The organism is Legionella navarrensis (assembly GCF_052527415.1).
Genome location: NZ_JBNVZR010000017.1, coordinates 1 through 21,575, shown reverse-complemented (window position 1 = coordinate 21,575; position 21,575 = coordinate 1). Strand labels below are relative to the sequence as shown.

Here is a 21,575-nt window from a genome sequence, read left to right as displayed (position 1 = left end):
AATGCCTGTTCCATGTTGGGCCAAGGCCCAACCTACAGCCGCTTGAGGCGAATGCCTTGTTTTAAATCACTCGGTAACCGTCTATGAAGGAATTCACCTGCGTCAGCAGGACACATTGAGGTGTCTGTCATCAAATTTACATCGTTTTTTCTTGTCGGCGGTGCCGGCTTTATCGGCTCCCATTTTATCGACGCACTGCTCAGAGACAAACAGGTACAACGCGTCACCGTGTTTGATAATTTTTCCAACGGTCAGGCCTGGCATTATCAGCATCACGCTCACGATGCGCGCCTGCACATTGTGCCTGGTGATGCCAAATCCATTGAACAGTTAACAGACGCGATGCAGGGCCATGAGCTGGTCATGCATTTTGCCTCTAACGCCGACATTGCTCAGGCAATTAAAAATCCATCCATTGATTTCAACGAGGGCATTGTTTTAACCTGGCATGTGCTGGAGGCCGCCCGCCTGACCGGAGTCAAACGGATTATCTACACCTCTGGCAGCGGTGTTTACGGTGACATGGGCGAGCATGCCAGCCGGGAAGATCAGGGCAATCTGCATCCGGTTTCACCTTATGGTGCCAGCAAGCTGGCCGGCGAAGCCTTTATTTCCAGTTATTGTCACATGTTTGACATGAGTGCCTGCGTTTTTCGCTTTGCCAACGTGGTAGGCCCAAGACAGACGCACGGGGTAGCCTATGATTTTATCAGGCGGCTGTCTGTGCAGAACGAAAATCTGCGCATACTGGGAGATGGCAGGCAGCGGAAATCCTATATTGATATCGAAGATATCGTGAGCGCTGTAATGCTGGTCAACGAGCGTATGAATGGCGTATTTGACGTCTACAACGTCGCGTCGGATGACTGCATAAGCGTTAAGGAAATCGCGGACATTGTTATCGAAAGTATGGGAATCACACATGCTGTACCCTATGAATACACCGGGGGCAGCAAAGGCTGGCCCGGTGACGTCCCGGTTGTGAGACTGAACACGGACAAACTCCGCGCCCTTGGCTGGCATTGTCAGCATCGCTCGGCCGATGCCATCCGCCGGGCTGCAGAGGCGATGATCAGACAGCATCAGCCTTCAGCCTGTACGAGCGTAACATGATAGGTATCATTGGCGCCGGTCCGTCCGGTCTCGCGGTCAGTCTTTTTCTGACTGAAGCGCATGAGGTTCTCGAACAAACCGATCAGGTGGGTGGCCATGCGTCTTCATTTTTCGAGCAGGGTTTTACCTTCGATTACGGCCCACATATCTTATTCTCCCGTGACAAGGAGATTCTCGACTTTATCGTGACCAGCCTGGGCGACAATGTGAATCGTTGCCGACGCAATAATAAAATCGCGTTCAAGGACAGGCTGGTCAAATACCCTTTTGAAAATGATCTGCATTCCCTGCCCCTGGATGATAATTACGCCTGCATTCATAATTTCATTTTCAACCCCTATAAAACGCAGTACGCCAGCCCGGCCAATATGCGCGAGTGGTTTCTGAAAACCTTTGGCGAAGGACTTTGCTCACGGTATCTGTTTCCTTACAACGAAAAGGTATGGAACATTCCCATTGAGCAGTTGTCCATGGATCTGGCCGAACGCATCCCCAATCCAGCCCCTGAGGATATTTTGAAATCGTCTCTGGGTTATAACACAGAAGGGTATCGGCACCAGTTATATTATTACTACCCGAAAACAGGCGGCTATCAGGCCATTTGTCAGGCCTGGGAAAAAGCCGTTCCCCTGACCCGGACTTTTCGTGTCAACAAAATTGAGAAAACCGCAGATCAGCGTTTGCGCGTCCGCGATGACCTTGGACAAAGCCGGGACTACCATCATATTATCAGCACGATGCCCGTGCACGAGCTGATACACTGCCTCGACTGGGAAGTACCGCAGGCCATTCATGCCGCGGTGGAACAATTGATTGTTAATCCGATGATGATCATTTCCTTCGGTATTCGCGGTGTTGACCGTAATCAATACACAGCAGTTTATTTTCCTGAAGCGGAATTCTGGGTAAATCGCATCAGCTATCCCTGCACGTTTTCCAGCCAGAACGGGCCAGAAGGCTGTTGGAGCATCCAGGCCGAGATCACCTGCGCCAGAGGCTCGGAGCTATGGTATCGCAGCGACGAAGAGATTTTGCAGCATACGCGACAGGGACTGCAGCAACGACAGCTGTTACCGTCCGATGAGGATATTCTCTTCGAGCGAATCGATCGCCAGGAAAAGTCGTATGTGGTCTACAAGCATGGTTACGAGGAGCACGCTCAAGAGGTACGCCAATGGTTCCAGTCACAGGGTATTTCACTGCTGGGCCGGTTTTCACGCTTTGAGTATATTAATATCGATATGGCCGTTGAGCGAGCGCTGCAGCTGGCTACGGAACTGAATGGCGACCCGCCACAGAAATCATTGTATCTGGCCAGGGCGCTGCAGAGGCTGGCATAACAGGGAGTCATTATGACGTCGTTGGGAGCACGGGTAACCGTGGGCATGATTAGCATGAACGAAGAAAAGGCGGTGGCTGAGGTAATCAAGGCCATTCGGGATGCCCTTCCAGATGCGGAGATCCTTATCGTGGATTCCAGCGAGGATAATACGCCAGCCATTGCCGAGGCACTGGGTGCCCGGGTGATTCGCCAATACCCTCCCCGCGGTTACGGCGCCGCCATGATGGCGCTGCTGCGGGAAAGCAGGCGCGAGGTGGTAGTGACGCTTGACTGCGACAACACCTACCCGGCGTATGAAATACCAGAGCTGGCCCGGTTAATTCTTGAGGAGGGTTACGATCTGGTGGACGCGTCCAGACTTGAGCAAAAACCCGTGGCAATGCCCTGGCTGAATTATCTGGCCAATCGCTTTTTTGCGGGCATGGCATCGCTGTTGTTTTGCAGAACATTCCGTGATCTGCACAGTGGGATGCGCGCATATCGCAAAACCATGCTCGATGCCCTGAATTTCACCGCCCGTGGCTCTGCTCTGCCGGTTGAATTATTATTAAAACCGCTCAGACATGGTTACAGGCTGCGCGTGGTTTATATTGATTATCATGAGCGTATTGGGCAGAGTAAAATGCGCCCGTTTCATTCAGCCTGGTGGACCTTGAAGCGCATCGTGAGAGTTCGTCTGGGTTTGATTCACTAAGAAACAATGCTCCCTTCGCCCTGGTTAAGGGAGAAGGGAGCGGTACGGTGAGACAATGAAACATCGGAACTACGATCTGGCACGGAATAGGCTCCCTTCTCCCTGGTTAAGGGAGAAGGGTTGGGGATGAGGGTAGCTTCATCAGATACACCAGAGCTTCGAAGCGAGCGTTATTTTTTTTATATGAACTTAATAATATGGCTCCCGGTTATCACTTAGCCTCACCCTCATCCCCAGCCCTTCTCCCTAAACACAGGGAGAAGGGAGCGGTACGGTGTGAAAATGAAACATCAGGACTACGGTCTGGCACAAAACAGACTCCCGACGCCCCAGTTAAGGGAGAAGGGAGCGGTACGGTGAGACAATGAAACATCGGGACTACGGTCTGGTGCAAGGGGAGATGAGATGTTCTCTACGATAACACAAAAAAACAATCAGCCTTTCTGGCGCAATCCTCTGCTTTTGATACTCCTGACTTACCTGTTTATTCAATGCCTGTTCATTGCCTTCACCAGCTATTCCATCGACGATTTCTGGCTGACCAGGCATACTCTGCAATATAAAGACTCTCTGCCCTATCGCGATTTTTACCCCTACAAAACCGTTCTGGGCTATTACGTTTTCCTTATTCCGCTGCTGCTGATACACGGCCCCATTGCGCCACTGTTCTGGACCAAAATCTGGATCATCCTCATCAACAACAGCCTCATCGCTCTTGCATACGTTCAGTTAAAAAAATTCTACACAGAGCAGGCCGTTCTCTTTGGGCTGCTCTGCCTGCTGTTCAGCCCTACCTTCTTTCTGTTCTCCTCAGAAATACGGGTCGATATCCTTTCCTGGTGGCTCTGCCTGTTCAGTGCCCTGTTTATTTTTGATAAAAAAATGATCCGGGCTGGCGTTACCATCGCCATTGCTTTTCTCGTCTGCCAGAAAGCGGTCTGGTATATTCTGGCAAGTGATGCCGCCTTGCTGCTGTGCTTTATCTTTCAGGATCGAAGTAAAAACATGGCCAGGCACATCCTCCACTTTAATCTTTCCGCACTTACCATTCTGTTGGCGTACATCCTGTTCTGGTCGGCTCTGTCAGACTATCCTACCGTTCTCGACAGCCTGTTTTACGAACCCTGGTTTCTCAGCAACATAGACTGGTATCAGCCGCAGATTGGCAAATATCACGCCTTTCTTGTGATTAACAATCTCGGGATCATAGCCTTATGTCTGATAGCCCTGACAGGCCTCGCAGCCCTGCCAGCAGACAACAGGCTGTTTACCCTGACCTATGTTCTGGTTATTTTATTTTTTACGCTGCGCATTAAACAACCCTTTGCCTACACGCCGATGGCAACTTTTCCTGCGCTGCTGATTCTCTTTTCCAGCTTTTTTACAAGCCTCGAGATGCACCCTGTCAAAACAGTGTGGAGGTCTTATCTCGGCTTTTTTTTGATGTTCTCCGTGTTAATCTGGTCAGCATTCCGAATGATGACGGTGTTGCCAGGTTTAAACGGAAGCTATCAACGATCCATGCTGCCGGTGATAACAGCCCTGCTGGACAAGGGGGACAGTTACGTCGCTGGCGTTCCCCTGCTGCCAACGGTGAATCAAAGCGTGCCGGGACTTGAGCATCTCGTCGGACCCGCCGTCGATTATATGTATCAGCCTGATGACAAGCTGCACGCGATTTTATCCCTGCGATCGCTGTATTTCACGCCAGCCACCGTGCCGCAGTTGATTGAGTCCATCAAAAACACACCCATCAAATTCTACGTCGACAACAATCGCCTGCATTACATACCACTCGCCCTGCATCAATTCCTCGATTCGCAATACCAGCACTTCTGGAGCAGTATTTATCTATACACTCCACGCGTTGATGCCGGGCAGCAGGCCGTTAAGGTCAAATTCGCCGGGTCGTATCGTGTGCAGTCTCAAGAAGAAATAAGGCTGGATGGTCGATTGATCAAGCCAGAGACCCTGATCCAGCTTAAGCCTGGGACCTATCAGTCCGATGCCAGTGCACCCTATCGGCTCGCCCTGCAGCAAGAGCAGGTGAGCGGGTTGTTGCATGAAGAGTTTCGAGAGGATCGCTGGTGGCTCACACTGTCGCCATGGTAGGGATGAGCCTGTTTCCCGGATTACGCTGGCGCTAATCCGGGCTACGTGTTGTCATTCTGCCAACCCTATCGGAAGATATTCAACATTGGCAAAATCGGTTTAATCAAGGCAAAAAACTGCAGGACGTAAATAATCAAAACAATCAAAACCACTATATTCAACAGGCTTTTTATCGCGCCTGGCATGGGAATAAAAGCATTAATCAACCACATTAACACCCCGAATATCACAATAATCGCAATCAGATTCAGTAAACCGGGCATGATATATATCCTTATCGACTGGTGTTGTATGTTCAATTATAGTACATTTTTAGCCTTATTTCTTCACCTGCAGTAAGTCCCGTATTTCGATCAGCGTTTTTTCTTCCATGGTCAATGGCGCCGGCTGTTCTTCCTGCTTCTTTTGCAACAGATTAATGAATTTGACGGCCACAAAAATGGCGAAGGCAATCAGCGTGAAATCGATGACGGTCTGTAGGAACATTCCCCATCTGACAACAGCTTTTCCAATGGTAATGGATTTATCGGCTATGTCGATACCGCCCAGCATCAGACCTATTAGAGGCATGATGATGCCATCGACCAGCGAAGATACGATTTTGCTGAAAGCGGCACCTATGACAACCGCTACAGCCAAATCAACAACGTTACCCCGCAGGGCAAACTGCTTGAACTCGTTTAAAAAACTCATCTTCAACTCCTTTTGTTTGGGAACTTCTATTCAGCATCCATTACGCGTCTTTAACCATCTGCCGTACAGCCTCAATACGGGCATCCAGATCATCCGGTACGGCGCCACCGCCCTGTGCCATATCATCGCGACCACCGCCCTTTCCGCATAACAGCTTCACCAGTGCCGCGGCCGATGGTGCGCGGCCGATGATTGATTTGCTGACCCCGGCAATCACGTTCATCTTCTGTTGTTCAACGGTAAACAACACAATAACCGCATTTTCCATCGAACTTTTCAGCTGGTCCAGAGTCAAACGCAACGCCTGGTTATCGGTGCCATCCAATCGCTTAATCAACAGATTCACATCGCCAATACGCTCGGCTTCGGCGATGAGATCATTACCTGATTTTGCGGCCATTTTGGCCTGCAGACGCTGTAATTCCTTTTCCTGTTGTTTTGCTTCATGCAATATCTGTGACAGTTTTTCACTGATCAGATCCGGGTTTGTTTTTAACTGCCTGCTCACGTCATCCAGCAGAGCCAATTGCTGATTCAACCAGTCGAGGGCCGCAGAGCCGGTGCATAATTCAATACGTCTGACGCCACTCGCGATACCGTATTCCGCAACGATTTTAAACAAGCCGATGTCACCCGTTCTGGTCGCATGCGTACCACCGCACAATTCCATGGAAAAATCACCCATCGACAGAACACGCACCTCATCGCCATATTTTTCGCCAAACAGAGCTACCGCCCCGCTCTTGCGCGCTTCGTCCATCGATTTGATCTCAGTCACAACAGGCTCGTTCAGACGAATCTGCTCATTTACCAGCGACTCAATACGCTGCCACTGCTCGTGGTTCAGTGCTTCGTGGTGAGAAAAATCAAAGCGTGCCCTGTCCGCGTTCACCAGCGATCCCTTCTGCTGTACATGTGCTCCCAGTACCTGCTTCAAGGCGGCGTGCAGCAAGTGCGTGGCCGTGTGGTTAAGACGGATGGCGGCACGACGCGCTGTGTCAATGCGCGCGTTTACATCCAGGCCAAGACTCAACCTGCCTTTTACTACCCTGCCATGATGCACAATTGCCTGGCCAACGCGTTGCGTGTCCGTGACCTCGAACAGGCTCTCTTTACCCACCAGTTGCCCGGTATCACCAACCTGGCCACCGCTTTCTGCGTAGAATGGCGTATTCAGGAGCACCACAGCGCCTGTCATTCCGACCTCAAGCGTATCCACTTTCCTGCCATCTGCCAGCAAGGCGACTACGCTGCTCTGGCTTTCATCCGCATGATAGCCTTCAAACTGAGAGGTTTCCGTCAGGGAACTTGTTGTTGAGTAGTCAACTGAAAACTGGCTGGCTGATTGCGACAACTCACGCTGGTGCTGCATGCTTTGCTTAAAGCCATCCAGATCTACGCTCAAACCATGTTCACGCGCGATGTCCTGAGTTAAATCCAGTGGAAAACCATAGGTGTCATAGAGTTTAAAGGCCACTTCTCCGGCAATCTCGTTGCCCTGCATGGATTTCATTTGTTCCTGCAACAGTTTCAGGCCTTGCTCCAGTGTCCGGGCAAACTGGTTTTCTTCCTGCTCCAGCACGCGCTCAATTGCCTGACGGCGATCGTTCAGCTCGGGGTAGGCGTCGCCCATAATAGCTGCCAGTGGCTCGACCAGCCGATTAAAAAACGGCGTGGGCAAACCCAGCTTATTCCCGTGACGCACGGCACGACGGACAATACGGCGCAATACGTAACCACGTCCCTCGTTACCCGGAACCACACCATCGGCAATTAAAAACGAACAGGCGCGAATGTGATCGGCTATCACTTTTAACGAAGGATGGGTCGGGTCAATGTTTTTTTCAGGCGCCAGAGCCAGAATGGCGCGGATAATGTACTGAAAGCTGTCGATTTCATAATTGTTATGAACGCCCTGAACCACTGCGGCAATCCGCTCCAGCCCCATTCCTGTGTCTACAGAGGGTTTGGGCAGAGGATGCAGGGTTCCGGCCTTGTCGCGGTTAAACTGCATGAAAACCAGATTCCAGATTTCGATATAACGATCACCATCGGCATCTGGACTGCCTGGCGGGCCGCCGGGAATATCGGCACCGTGATCGTAAAAAATCTCTGTACAGGGACCACAGGGACCGGTATCGCCCATGGACCAGAAGTTATCGGCTTCACCGCAGCGCGAAAAACGCTCGGGCGATACGCCGACTTCCTTCAGCCAGATGTCCGCGGCTTCATCATCATCGAGATAAACCGTAACCCATAGTTTATCCGTCGGTAATTTTAAAACCTGAGTCAAAAATTCCCAGGCAAAAAAAATGGCGTCACGCTTGAAGTAATCACCAAAACTGAAATTGCCCAGCATTTCAAAAAACGTGTGATGACGTGCTGTATAACCTACGTTCTCCAGATCATTGTGTTTACCTCCGGCACGCACACAGCGCTGTGAGCTCACCGCACGGGCATAAGGCCGATGCTCAACACCTAAAAAGGTTTCCTTAAACTGCACCATGCCGGCGTTGGTGAACAGCAAGGTAGGATCGTTGCCCGGAATCAGGGAACTGGACTCGACCAAATGGTGATTTTTCTGCATGAAATAATCGAAAAACGCCTGTCTGATTTCTGAACTTTTCATAGGTTTAATGCTTCATTGTCTGGTTAATATCGTTGAGCCTGCCAGGGCAAGGCCTCATCCACGGAATTCTGGCTCGATCCTGGTTTTGATCGAAGCCAGCAGCCTCGTAATCGTCTCGGCATAAAAGCCACGATACATGAGGAACTGTTGTTGTTTTTGTCGCTCGATATAATCGGAACCAACGCAGTGTCTGTACTTCTTTTGCCAGACGGCCAGGGCATGCTCTTCCCATTGCCCATCCTGCTGTGCCAGAGCGGCGTCAATCAGGTCCTGATCAATCTGCCGGGCCTGCAGTTCCTGACGGATTCGCACGGGCCCGTAGCCCTGACGGATTCTGGCAGAACAAAACATGTCAACAAAGCGCTCATCGCTTTGGTAGCCCAGTCGCTGGCACTCTCTGACGGCCTCGTCGCAGTCTGCCTTGTCAAAGCCTTTGCGCAGCAGCTTGCCGCTTAATTCACGCATACCGTGCTCGCGTCTGACCAGCAGACGCAGGGCACAGTCTAATGCTTTAGTCATCCAGTGACTCAGCCAGGTCTGCCGGCTCTGCCACTAATGGCATTTTTTTATCCAGCAGCTCAGCGCGGATCTGTTTTTCCAGCACAGCAGAAACGTCTGGATGCTCTTTCAGGTACTGGCGGACATTGTCCTTGCCCTGACCAATTTTTTCCTGCTTGTAGCTGTACCAGGCACCCGATTTTTCAATCAGGCCAAGCTGTGTACCCAGATTGATGATTTCGCTTTCACGTGAAATACCTTCGTTGTACAGAATATCAAAATCCGTGGTGCGGAAAGGAGGTGCTACTTTATTTTTAACGACTTTAACCCGGGTTTCGCTACCCATCACTTCGTCGCCTTTCTTGATGGAGCCGACGCGACGAATATCCAGACGGACAGACGCGTAAAACTTCAGGGCGTTACCGCCGGTTGTGGTTTCCGGGTTGCCAAACATCACGCCGATTTTCATGCGGATCTGGTTGATGAAGATAACGAGGGTGTTGGTACGCTTGATATTCGCGGTCAGTTTACGCAGCGCCTGAGACATGAGCCGAGCCTGCAGACCAACGTGATGATCGCCCATTTCGCCTTCAATTTCAGCCTTGGGTGTCAGTGCAGCTACAGAGTCAATAACCACGACGTCTACGGCAGCAGAGCGAACCAGCATGTCGGTAATTTCCAGAGCCTGTTCGCCGGTATCGGGCTGTGATACGAGGAGATCATCTACATTAACGCCCAGTTTGGCCGCGTAGCTGGGGTCAAGCGCATGTTCAGCGTCAACGAAGGCTGCTGTTCCACCGGCTTTCTGACATTCCGCAATAACCTGCAGGGTCAGGGTTGTCTTACCTGATGATTCAGGGCCGTAAATTTCAACGATTCGCCCTTTTGGCAAACCACCAATACCCAGCGCAATATCAAGCCCCAGAGAACCGGTTGAGATACCTTCAATGTCACGCGAAACCGAACTGTCGCCCAGGCGCATGACAGAACCTTTGCCAAACTGACGCTCAATTTGAACCAGGGCTGCGCTCAGTGCTTTCTGCTTATTGTCTTCCATTGTCTTATCCATCTCGTATTTAGTATGCGAAGGCCGAATTATCCCACAGAAGCGTTCGAGCAGCAAACGGGAATCATGCCATTATTCAAGATAAAAAAAACCCGCCATCAGGCGGGTCAGAATGCGTAGCAGAAACTTACTCGGCTGGTTTGTCAGCAGCAGGAGCGGCTTCGGCAGGAGCAGGAGCGGCTTCCGCAGCAGGGGCCGCTTCAGATGAAGGAGCAGCAGGAGCCGCTTCGCTGGCAGCCGGTGTTGTTGTCGCGTCAGAAGAGTCGTTCAATTCCTTGTTGACGTCTTTGTTAGCGTTATCGAGCTGCGTGTTGCTTTCTTCTGTCTGGGCAGCAGCCTGACCTTCCACTTTCTTCTCGGCATTATCACCGCAGGCAGACAGCACCAGAGCCATAACTGCTGTGACTACTAAAAGGGCCAATCGTTTCATTATTATCTCCGTAGTTTATCATCATGATGGTTGCACCAAGTGTTAGTCTAACAAAATTTAACGGTAAGTGAAGGACTTATCAGATATTTCTTTATAATTTGTTTTATTGTAACTCCCCGTGCGCCGGGATAAGTTAGACTTGTCTTGGCGCACGGGGCGTAACCGGCACTCCGCTCATGGCTTTATTATGACCATATATCGCTTATATTTCACTGAATTTGTCTTCCCCGCGAAGGCGGGGCTCTATCCTTGTGATTACTTCTGTTCCACTGTGAGCATGGATTCCCGCCTTCGCGGGGAAGACTGTTGTTCTTTGAGCGGGAGCCTGTTACGCCCGGGAAAGTGTTAAAAACTATTAGTTCAAATATAACACAATTCGTTCCCGACTTAATACTCCCTTAATTAAGTTCAGATAGAATCAACCGTGTTAATAATCTTAAACCGGAGTAAAACTGATGTTATTATTCGTTCGTACGCTCACTGGTAAAGCATTGGCCGTTGAAGCAGACAACAGCACGACGATTGGCGAACTCAAGAAAAGAATTGAGGCTGGCAATCGTGAATTTCACGCATCAGAATGTCGAATGGTCTTTGCTGGAAAACTCATGAGAGACCACCTGACAGTTGGCCATTACAATCTAGCGAAGGAAGGCTCCCCTCATATCATTAAAACAATACCACAGAGCTTTGACCCTGTTATTACGGATCCTGATCGATTTGAAAGCGACACTACCTTGTTATGGACAGTCAACTATTTTGAAGAAGATGACACCAATTATCCAACCAAAACCTATGGCTTCGTCGGCTCTGAATCTCTGGAAGACGCTCTGCAATCACTTCAGGTCAGATTGAGAGACAAAGGAAATAAACGTAAGGCATATCTTGCCTTGACCTGTGTGCCCAATACTTATGTGGAACAGTATCTTACTGTTAGTGAAGCGGATAGAAAATATCAACCGGCCAGTGGCTCTATGAAGCAATATAGCGGGAACGAATTGTCCTTTGAAGCATTCGAATCTGGTATCAACATTCATACGTTAATAGCCGCAATCCCCATGTCAGACAGCGCTGATTTAACGGTTATACAGAACCCGGTACCAAGCGTCCGTTTTTCTAAAAAATATCAGGAAAAACATCAGGAATTACTCAGATCTATCCATCCTGCAGCTCGTGCAATGGTTGGAACACTGACTGCCCAATCAGGCACAAGTTCAAGTTCAGGCTCAGGCTCTGCCCCAGGCAGGGAGATATCCTGCCCAGCATTTGATGCCGCGATTCAATCTGCTATCGATGACGAATTGCCGTTAGAGCTTGATCAGGCTATCCCTGAACTGCAGGCGCTTTTGAAAAAACTGGCTCAAATTACAAGGCTGCCGGTTGAAGTTCCAGGAACTCTGTCATTTGAAAACATGGTTCTGACTTATTTAAACACACGGGACAGACTGGTCAGCACCAGCGTAACCGATGGGAAATTAATAGCCCATGTACAGAATTTGATCGAAGCCCATTTGAACGAAATGACCCATGGAAATACTGCGGAAGCCGCCGCGCTCAATGTTTCTCCAAGTGAGCCTTCACAAAACTCCCATGCAGCGTCTTCCGTGCCGGTTACACCCCAGGAGCAACCTCACTATATCATGGTTGATCATGGTGGTGTTCTGGATGGTACGCCACGTCTTGAAAAGAGAGAGCTGGCCGCCTATCCTGCCGCAGTACGTGAACAATTACGAATCCAGCCGGACGATCTGGTTTACCGTAACCGAGAGGCGGGAATTAAGGCCATGCCCAAGGGCAGGCAGTTCATTATGGATCTCAATGAGCTGATAAATGAACATGGATATCGCTTTGCCTTTCATTCAGCAAATGTAGAAAAGGATCAGTTCGACGAATATGCTAAACTCCGCGAGCTTTGTGAGGACAACCAACTACCTTGCCCCCCTCTGCACGCAATGGCTGTTCTTAATGATAGTGAATACCCTTTTACTCCCAGTACCGATCCGGAGATAAAACAGGTTGGCGACGTTCGCGTTGCTACCTATGGAGCCGATTCACAATCAGGTAAAGCGTCGGTGCGCAGAGCGCTTGAAGCCGCGCTAAGCATTGGCCCGGACGCTGCGTCAAGAAGTCAGCATGTTGTTCTCGATGATGGCGTGCCTATCATTAACGCCAGTCGGAATGAAGGCTATCGTGGCATTGTGGTTTCCAACTCAACTCCCGGCGAGACACTGGCGGACGCTGTTCATCAAGTCCTGCTGGATGCCAGGGCTGCCAGACATGTTCAGTCTTCTGTTCCACGCGCTTCGCATGTCAGTGAACCCAGCCCTGCATCTGTGAGCGCAGAACCAGCCCGTACGGCAGCGCCTGAGGAAACTGTAACTGATTTTCTCTTTGCCAAAGCGGTTGAAATAGGATTTTCTTCCACTCAGGAAATGATGGATATAATGGGACCTGAGGCAATTACAGCATTCACAGAGGAGTACTTTAAGGCTCATGCCCACTCGAGCATCCAACCAGCTGAGCCCCGCCCGGTTGCTGCTTCCTCCCAACCCGTTAACCCCGGTTCAGCCCATCAAGGCTTCTTCGTACAGGCTCGTGCCAGTTCTCCGAGAGACACCAGCTATGCCAGCCTGACAGACAGGCAAAAAGCTTTTCTGGGAGATACAACAAAGGCGATAAGAGAGGCAGCGGGAGGATTGCGTTTAATAGACTACTGGACTAATCTGGATGCTTTCCAGGATAATGAAACGAAAGAAGCCTATCTGAAAGCATATGAAGAGGCCAGCCAAAACGGTTCATTCTCTCATGGCTCCCTTCGTTAAAAACCTCACCAGACGGCGCCTACGCTCTGTAGCGCCGTTTTATTATCCATCAGTTATTCATTCAGTTATTTATTGCTACCCAGGCAACCCGACAAGATACCCATAAAAATTGTTCAATAGCCCGCGTATTTGCTAGAATCGGCGCATTATTTCTAACGGTTACTTTTCATGTCTGCTGCCCACACCCCCATGATGCAACAATACCTGCGAATCAAATCCGAACATCCGGATATGCTCCTGCTGTATCGCATGGGTGATTTTTATGAGCTGTTTTTTGATGATGCCCGGCGTGCAGCCAGATTACTCGATCTTACCCTGACCCATCGTGGCCAATCAGCCGGCAAGCCTATTCCGATGGCCGGCGTGCCTTATCACGCGGTTGAAAATTATCTGGCCCGCCTGCTGAAGCGAGGCGAGTCGGTGGCCATTTGCGAACAAATCGGCGATCCGGCCACCAGCAAAGGCCCTGTCGAGCGCAAGGTCACACGCATCATCACCCCCGGAACCGTCACCGATGAAGCCCTGCTGGATGCACGTCAGGACAGCCTGCTGCTGGCCATTCATCCGCACAAAGAGCAATACGGTCTGGCCTGGGTTGATTTAAGTGGCGGACGCTTTCATTTATTGACGGTTGCTGATGAGAATCAGCTGCTATCCACCATCAACCGCCTGAAGCCGGCAGAAATACTGCTGCAAAAAAAACTGACCATTAGCGGCGACTGGCAGGAGCGGGTCAAACTGCGCCCGGCCTGGGAATTTGACCCGCAGCGTGCACGTCAGCTGCTCTGCGATCAGTTTGCTGTGCACAGCCTGCATGGCCTGGGCGAAGAAGAACATGCCATGGCCTTTCCCGCCGCAGGCTGTCTGCTGTTTTACCTGCAGAATACCCAACAGCAGAGTCTGCCGCATCTGAAACACATGACGCTGGAAAAAGACGAGGATTTCCTGCAGCTGGATGCCTCAACGCAAAAGCATCTGGAATTATTTGAAAACTATCAGGGGCGGCGCGATAACAGTCTGCTGGATGTACTCGACAACACGGCCAACCCGATGGGCAGCCGTCTGCTGAAGCGCTGGCTGGGTCGCCCTTTGCGTCAGCGCAGCCTGTTGCGGGAGCGCCAGCAGGCCATCGAAGAACTGATACGCAACAGTCAGGACAACGCAATCCACACTCTGCTGCGTCAGGCCTGCGATCTCGAACGCATCCTGACCCGCATCGCCCTGCGCTCAGCGAGACCCCGTGATTTAAAAAACCTGCAACACAGTCTCGCCCTGCTTCCGGCCTTGTCTGATGTCTTGAAAAATAATCAAAGTACGTTGATAAAACAACAGGCCGGTCGTATGACACCCCAACCGGATTTGCACAGACTGCTGGAACAGGCCCTGGTTGAAAATCCACCCATGCTCATCCGCGATGGAGGCGTCATTGCCGATGGGTTCGATGAAGAACTGGATGAGCTGCGCGATTTAAGCACCCACGCCAACGATAAGCTGCTGGATCTGGAAGCGCGTGAGAAAGAACGCACAGGCCTGTCAACACTGAAAATCAGCTACAACCGGGTGCAGGGCTATTTCATTGAGCTGTCGCGTGCTCAGGCTGACAAGGCACCGGCCGACTATCAGCGCAAACAAACCCTGAAAAACGTGGAGCGCTACATCACACCCGATTTAAAGCAGTTTGAAGAAAAAGTGCTGTCGGCTCAGGTCAAGGCACTGGCCCGGGAAAAATGGCTGTATGAGTGTCTGCTCACCGAGTTGTTAGAACATTTACCCGTATTAAGCGCCCTGAGCGACGCCCTGGCGCAGCTGGACGTGCTGGCCAGTTTTGCTGAGCGCGCCCGCAGCCTGAACTGGTGCTGTCCAACGCTGGTCGAGGACGACACCATCGAAATAGAGGATGGCCGCCACCCCGTAATTGAGCAGATCCTGCAGGAACGCTTCATTGCCAACAGCCTGAGTCTGCAGCCCGGACAGAATATTCTGCTGATAACCGGCCCGAATATGGGAGGAAAATCCACCTACATGCGTCAAAATGCGTTGATTGTGCTTCTGGCTCATTTAGGCAGTTACGTTCCAGCCCGCTCGGCACGCATTGGCCCGGTAGATAAAATATTTACCCGCATAGGTGCCAGCGATGATCTGGCATCGGGCCGCTCCACCTTCATGGTTGAAATGACGGAAACCGCCAGCATCTTACGTCAGGCGACCCGCCACAGTCTGGTGCTCATCGACGAAATCGGCCGCGGAACCAGCACCTACGACGGTATGGCACTGGCCTATGCCACGGCTGTTTACCTTGCTGAGCGTATTAAAGCCTATACCCTGTTTTCAACCCATTATTTCGAATTGACTGCTCTGCCACAGCGTTATCCCGCTATTCGCAACCGGCATCTGCAGGCGACGATTGCCACCGGCAAAATCGTATTTCTGTATCGTGTTGAAGAAGGACAGGCCAGCCGCAGCTATGGTCTGGAAGTGGCTGAGCTGGCCGGTATCCCCGCCGATGTGCTGCACCTGGCAAAACAGCATTTGCAGCAGCATGAGCAGCAGAGCCTGATACCCGACATCACCCCTGCTCTGCCGGCACCTGCTGCCATCCCCGCCAGGTCGCCCATTATCAGCCGGCTTGCCGCGGTGGACGCCGACACCCTGAGCGCCCGCGAAGCACTTGATTTGATTTATCATTTGAAAGACATGCTCGCTGGAGAGCCGGCCTGATGACCATGCGCCGGCTCTTTCTGCTGTTGTGTCTGCCCCTGCTGCTGGGGGCAAAAATCACCGACAGCACACAGATCACAGGCATCAAGGGTAAAATGCTTGCCAACGTGCAGGCACGCCTGCAGGAGCTGGCGCAGAATCGTCCACTGACCAGCGAGACAGACGAGGAGCTGAACCAGTTCATCGCCAAGGCCATGTATCCTTATGGCTATTTCCGGCCATCCATTCAAATCATCCGCCGCGGTCAGGCACTCAGTGTACGCATTAATCCCGGGCCGCGGATGCTGGTCACACAGCTGAAGCTGAGCGTTATCGGCGATGGGCAGGACGATGCCATCATCCGTCAGGCCCTGCGTCAGTTTCCCCTGAAACAGGGCGACCCGCTGATCAGCCGCCGCTATGAGGATGCCAAGCAAAGTCTGATGGATGCCGCCGAACATCAAGGCTATCTGCATGCCGGCTTCGACAAGGCTGAAATTCTGATCGATCAGGCGGCCTACACCTCGTCCATTACCCTGCAGCTGAATACCGGGCCACGTTATTATTTTGGTCAGGTACGCTTTGATCCAACCTATATTTCTCCCGATGTGTTGCGTCGCTATATTCCCTTTGAATACGGTCAGCCCTATTCCAGCGAGAAAATTCTTGAGTTTAATAACGCACTAAGCAGCAGCGGTTATTTTAAATCAGTTATTATTGAGCCCGAAGACAAAAACGGCAGCAGCGTTCCCCTGAATGTTCGCCTGCAACAGGCATCACGCGTTAATTACACCCTGGGCATTGGATACGGCACCGACACCGGACCCCGCGGACGGCTGGGCGTTCAGGTGGTACCGGTCAATCGCGCCGGGCATAAATTCAATCTTGTCGCATTGGGTTCTATGACTGAAAACAGTCTGCAGGGGCAATATATCATTCCCGGCAAAAACCCATTGATAGACCAGGTTGAAATTCTTGGCGGTGTATCTAACCTGCATTACAACAGTGGTAACAGTAACTCGGTGTCTCTGTCCGTGGCGCAGCGGCATAACCTGCCCCACTTTCAGCGGGTTTTGTCCTTGAACAGCCTTTATGAACGATTCAACTACAGCTACGAGCCACGACAGGATAATTTTTCCCTGTTTCCCAAAGCCTCATTAACCTGGCTGAGCAAATCAGAACAACTGTTTTCGCCCAATGGCTACAAGGTCAATATCAATGGCCTTGTCGCTAACAAAGCGCTGCTGTCGCAGACAAACTTTGCCCAGGCCTCTATTGATGCCAGAGCGGCTGTTACCTTCGAGCCCATCCGTACCCGTCTGTATCTGCATGGCATCCAGGGCGCAACCCAGGTTAACAACGTTAACCAGCTGCCTCTGTCGCTGGCCCTGTTACTAGGTGGTGCAGACAACATGAAAGGCTACAGTTATAATTCCATCGGGCCAGGAAAAATTCTCACCTATGGTGGCTTTGAAGTGCAAAAGGAAACGCGTGACAACTGGTATCTGGTTGGTTTTTTTGACGCGGGCGATGTCTATATGCCCAGCGTGAAATCGCTGCAGCGCGATGTTGGCGTGGGTCTGATGTGGGTATCTCCGGTAGGCCCGATCAAAATTGGTGTGGCCCAGCCGGTGAACAACCACTTCCAGCGCCTCAACAACAGCTCACCGCGACTGGTTATTAATATGGGGCCGGATCTCTGATATGCGTATACTGCGTTTAGCCATCAAACAAGCCATCTATGGACTGCTCATCCTGTTTGTCCTGCTGGTTGGCTTCGCAGGTTTCCTGGCTACGACCACCCCGGGTCTTTATCTGTCACTGAAACTGGCCGCTCTGTTTTTACCCGGAAAGCTGAGCATAAGCGGCTTGAACGGACGCCTGGCCGATCAGTTCACGATTGAGCGGCTGGATTACACCGACAAAGGCACAACGCTGAGCATGAATCAGCTCGATTTGCGCTGGCATTTGCGCGATTTGATTCATAAACAAGTGACCATCGACCAGCTGACGATCGCCAGACTGCGCCTTGCTGACAAAGAAATTCAGGCAGTGACTGTCCGGGGGCAGGCGACTCAGGACAGGCTGCAGATAGATCATCTGAACGCCGTTTATGCCGGCCAGCAAATCACCCTCCAGACTGTGGCACAGCGATCGGCTGGTCTCCCAGTGAATGCCACGCTGAACATCAAAAGCCCGTCACAGACCGGTGAGTTCAAATTAACCGGCGACTGGACGCGTTACCATCTCAACGGACAACTGGCTTCGTTTCGCCTCAAAGGCAGCCTGAGCGGTGGCACCCTCTTCCAGGCTGAATTGAATACTGACGATGCGGCTTTTCCTTTCAAAACCATAGTTGTGGATGGCCAGGCCAGTGGTCACGATGCCGCCAGCTTCACGCTTTATTCGCGCATCAAAACTCGTTATAACGAAAGCCCACTCACCGCCAGCGTGAATTACAGCCAGCAGCAGTTTCACGCCAGCGCCAGTCTGGGAACCAATCAGCTGCAGATCGATGGCCAGCTGCCCGCTAAAATCGATCTGTCGGCACGCCTGAACAATCTGTCTTTGCTGCATCCCGCTCTCGCTGCCCTGAAAACCAGCGTCCTTGCCAAAGGCAGGCTCCATGATTTACAGACCGGTCAGCTGAACATCACCGTCAGCGGCGGTCAGTACGAACTACCCAATGCGATGAAGATTCTTTTTGAAGGTGGGCAGCTTAAGGCAAATCTGAGCCCCAAAGGCCTCGACGTCCTTTCTCAACTGAGTATAAGCAAAGACCAAACGGCTCAACTGTCGGTTAACCTGCCCTCCTTCCAGCTGGCAACCATCAATCCTGCCAGACAGGCAATTCGCGGCCAGATTCGCTTTGATTTCAACTCGCTGGCCTTGATTAAAGAACTGGAGCCCTCTATAAACGAGGTGCAGGGCAGACTGCAGGCCATCATCAAACTCAGTGGAACGCTTAAGAAAACGAACATAGAAGGCGACATCAAACTGCTGCAGGCAGCTCTCTCGCTGCCCAAAATGGGCATTAACCTGAATCCAATTCAATTCAATCTGCACAGCAAGGCAAATCAATGGACCCTGAAAAGCAGCCTCGTTTCCAACGGCCATCCGCTGAATATCAACGGTTCAGGCGATTTTTTCCCGGTGGTCAAAGGCCTGCTATCCATTCAGGGTGATATGATTCCCGTCATGAACACCGTGGAATACGCCATCAACGTCAGCCCAAAACTGACCTTCGAATTTGCTCCATCATCCTTGAAAATGCGCGGCCAGCTGCTGGTACCCAAAGCCTTGATCAAACCCCGCGTCTTTACGGAAACGGCCAGCCTGAGCGACGACGTGGTGTTTGTCAGCAAAGCCAGTCCCCCGCCTAATCCATATAACATCGACACCGATGTTCAAGTGCTCATGGGTGATGATGTTGCGCTGAGCGTCAAAGGCCTGGAGGGAATGCTGGCCGGTGGCGTACGTGTCCAGCAGGCGCCTCTTGGGCCACTGACCGCCGCTGGTGAATTGAGCATTCGTGAGGGAAAATACCGCGCTTACGGTCAGGATCTTAAAATTGAACAGGGGCAACTGCTGTTCACTGGCGGCCTGATTGAAAATCCCGGCATTCGCGTGCGCGCCACCCGACAGTTTAAAAGCACCTCCAACAGCCTGGCCGAACGCAGCCAGCTGTTCAATTTTAATTCCAACAACGCCCAATCGCTTGATTTTGGCGGCAAAGTGACCGTCGGCATCGAAGTCAATGGCCGCCTCAGCAAGCCAATAGTGCGGCTCTTTTCCGTGCCATCCAGCCTGTCACAGGCCGACATCCTGTCCATGCTGCTGCTCGGCAAGCCCGCCAGCCAGGCCAGCCAGGCCGGCGGACAGCTCCTGCTGACGGCGGTGTCTGCGCTGAACCTCGATTCCGGCAGTGGCGGCACGCAATTGCTGGGGCAGCTGAAACAAAAGCTGGGCATTGACTTCAATCTGGCCAATAATACCCAATACAACCAGAAAACAAACCAAAGCACCGACCGCACCACCGTGGTTATCGGCAAATCCTTGTCTAAACGCATGTACGTCAGCTATAACGTAGGCTTATCGCAAAACGACAGCAACGTATTCACCCTGAGCTATCTGCTCAACAAATTTTTCAGCATACAGGTCAACGCCAGCACCACAGCCAGCGGTATTGATTTGTTATACACGCATCAAAAGGAGTAAACATGACATCATACAATCTGCCCCTGAGACTCAAACGCCTGCGCCAGACAGCTGCTGCCCGCGCCATGGTTCAGGAAACCCGCCTGCATCCCCAGCAATTCATCGCGCCCTTGTTCATCAGTGAATGCCATAGCGAAAAAAATGCCATTAAGAGCATGCCTGGCCAATACCAGCTGCCCCTTAATGCTCTGGATCAGGAAATTAAGGAGTTAAGTGAGCTCGGCATACCAGCCGTGCTGCTGTTTGGCCTGCCCGCCGAAAAAGACGCCATCGGCAGCGCATCCCTGCGTGACGACGGCATCATCCAGCAGGCCATCCGCCGCATTCGCCAATGCAACCCCGACATGCTCATCATCACCGACCTGTGTTTTTGCGAATACACCGATCACGGCCACTGTGGTGTACTCTGCGGCGAACAAATCGACAACGACAAAACCCTGGCATTACTCGGCCAGCAGGCCGTCAGCCACGCCCGCGCCGGTGCTGACTGGATAGCTCCCAGCAGCATGACCGACGGCATGGTAACGGCCATCCGTCAGGCCCTCGATGATGCCGGATTCCACAACACCGCCATCCTCAGCTACGCAGTTAAATACAGCTCCTGCCTCTACGGCCCCTTCCGCGAAGCCGCCCAGGGAGCGCCTCAGTTCGGCGACAGAAAAAGCTACCAGATGAACCCCGCCAACAGCCACGAAGCCCTGCGCGAAGCAGCCCTGGACATTCAGGAAGGCGCCGACCTCATCATGGTTAAACCCGCCATGAACTACCTCGACATCATCTACCGCCTCAAACAGACCCACCCCGAAGTCCCCCTCTGCGCCTACCAGGTAAGCGGCGAATACGCCATGATAAAATACGCCGCCACCCAGGGCCTGATCAACGAAGAACAGGCCATGCTGGAAAGCCTCACCGCCATCAAACGCGCCGGAGCCGACCTGATTATCTCGTATTTCGCGAAAGATGCAGCCAGATACCTGCAATCCCGCTAAAAAAAGCCCGGATGAGGCCCCACCTCAATCCGGGAACAATTTCCTCCACAAACCCCTTGTCTTCTCAGCCAGGAAACGATACTATTGCCCACAAGTTCGGGGCGTAGCGCAGCCTGGTAGCGTACTAGCATGGGGTGCTAGTGGTCGAAGGTTCAAATCCTTCCGTCCCGACCAATTAATTCCCCTTGAAATCATATAGTTAGCACTTCTAATTAGAATTCCTATTTTCGCAGTCAAGATCCTGATGGGCACTTCAATGGGCACTTAAAAAAATG

15 protein-coding genes and 1 tRNA gene are annotated in these 21,575 nt (G+C 51.7%); 10 read left to right on the top strand and 6 right to left on the bottom strand.

The genetic code is table 11. From position 1 onward, the window contains the following. Positions 1-120: 120 nt before the first annotated feature. The 4 genes from ACQUTA_RS10400 (at position 121) to ACQUTA_RS10385 (ending at position 5,261) form a co-directional block, all read left to right on the top strand. Positions 121-1,113, top strand: a complete 993-nt coding sequence (locus ACQUTA_RS10400; RefSeq protein WP_444988182.1) for an NAD-dependent epimerase/dehydratase family protein — start codon at positions 121-123, stop codon at positions 1,111-1,113. Next, a complete protein-coding gene (locus ACQUTA_RS10395; RefSeq protein WP_444988181.1) occupies positions 1,110-2,453 on the top strand; it encodes a protoporphyrinogen/coproporphyrinogen oxidase in 1,344 nt (447 codons plus the stop codon). Before ACQUTA_RS10400 ends, ACQUTA_RS10395 begins: the two co-directional genes overlap by 4 nt. 12 nt (positions 2,454-2,465) lie before the next feature. Then, a complete protein-coding gene (locus tag ACQUTA_RS10390) occupies positions 2,466-3,149 on the top strand; it encodes a glycosyltransferase (protein WP_444988180.1) in 684 nt (227 codons plus the stop codon). A 405-nt stretch (positions 3,150-3,554) separates the two neighbouring features. After that, positions 3,555-5,261, top strand: a complete 1,707-nt coding sequence (locus tag ACQUTA_RS10385) for a hypothetical protein (RefSeq protein WP_444988179.1) — start codon at positions 3,555-3,557, stop codon at positions 5,259-5,261. Positions 5,262-5,326: 65 nt separating this feature from the next. On the opposite strand, the gene ACQUTA_RS10380 is transcribed toward ACQUTA_RS10385, so the two are convergent. From ACQUTA_RS10380 to ACQUTA_RS10355, 6 genes are all read right to left on the bottom strand, one after another. Continuing rightward, the gene (locus ACQUTA_RS10380) at positions 5,327-5,524 is read right to left on the bottom strand and encodes a Thivi_2564 family membrane protein (protein ID WP_444988178.1); all 198 of its coding nucleotides are present in this window, start codon (positions 5,522-5,524) and stop codon (positions 5,327-5,329) included. Between the two features lie 55 nt (positions 5,525-5,579). After that, positions 5,580-5,954 (bottom strand): large-conductance mechanosensitive channel protein MscL, encoded by a 375-nt coding sequence (gene mscL / locus ACQUTA_RS10375; protein WP_444988177.1) that lies wholly within the window; start codon positions 5,952-5,954, stop codon positions 5,580-5,582. Between the two features lie 40 nt (positions 5,955-5,994). After that, positions 5,995-8,583: an alanine--tRNA ligase gene (gene alaS / locus ACQUTA_RS10370; protein WP_444988176.1), complete on the bottom strand. Its 2,589-nt coding sequence runs from the start codon at positions 8,581-8,583 to the stop codon at positions 5,995-5,997. Positions 8,584-8,637: 54 nt separating this feature from the next. Next, on the bottom strand, positions 8,638-9,102 hold the full coding sequence (gene recX / locus ACQUTA_RS10365) for a recombination regulator RecX (protein WP_444988175.1): 465 nt from the start codon (positions 9,100-9,102) through the stop codon (positions 8,638-8,640). Beyond that, a complete protein-coding gene (gene recA, locus ACQUTA_RS10360; protein ID WP_444988174.1) occupies positions 9,095-10,138 on the bottom strand; it encodes a recombinase RecA in 1,044 nt (347 codons plus the stop codon). Before recA ends, recX begins: the two co-directional genes overlap by 8 nt. 136 nt (positions 10,139-10,274) lie before the next feature. Beyond that, positions 10,275-10,577 carry a hypothetical protein gene (locus ACQUTA_RS10355; protein WP_444988173.1) on the bottom strand — a complete coding sequence of 101 codons (303 nt, stop codon included), beginning with the start codon at positions 10,575-10,577 and terminating at the stop codon, positions 10,275-10,277. Positions 10,578-11,032: 455 nt separating this feature from the next. Between ACQUTA_RS10355 and ACQUTA_RS10350 the strand changes: the two genes are divergently transcribed. The 6 genes from ACQUTA_RS10350 (at position 11,033) to ACQUTA_RS10325 (ending at position 21,474) form a co-directional block, all read left to right on the top strand. Continuing rightward, positions 11,033-13,396 carry a ubiquitin-like protein gene (locus ACQUTA_RS10350; protein ID WP_444988171.1) on the top strand — a complete coding sequence of 788 codons (2,364 nt, stop codon included), beginning with the start codon at positions 11,033-11,035 and terminating at the stop codon, positions 13,394-13,396. A 168-nt stretch (positions 13,397-13,564) separates the two neighbouring features. Next, entirely contained in the window at positions 13,565-16,114 is a 2,550-nt protein-coding gene (mutS, locus tag ACQUTA_RS10345) for a DNA mismatch repair protein MutS (RefSeq protein ID WP_444988170.1), read from the top strand. Beyond that, a complete protein-coding gene (locus ACQUTA_RS10340; protein ID WP_444988169.1) occupies positions 16,114-17,796 on the top strand; it encodes an autotransporter assembly complex protein TamA in 1,683 nt (560 codons plus the stop codon). The genes mutS and ACQUTA_RS10340 overlap by 1 nt, the downstream gene beginning before the upstream one ends. Before the next feature lies 1 nt (position 17,797). Continuing rightward, positions 17,798-20,311: a translocation/assembly module TamB domain-containing protein gene (locus ACQUTA_RS10335; protein ID WP_444988168.1), complete on the top strand. Its 2,514-nt coding sequence runs from the start codon at positions 17,798-17,800 to the stop codon at positions 20,309-20,311. Between the two features lie 2 nt (positions 20,312-20,313). Further along, positions 20,314-21,300, top strand: coding sequence for a porphobilinogen synthase (gene hemB, locus ACQUTA_RS10330; protein WP_444988167.1), 987 nt, complete (start codon positions 20,314-20,316; stop codon positions 21,298-21,300). 97 nt (positions 21,301-21,397) lie between these two features. Then, positions 21,398-21,474, top strand: a tRNA-Pro gene (locus ACQUTA_RS10325). The last annotated feature ends 101 nt before the right edge of the window (positions 21,475-21,575 follow it).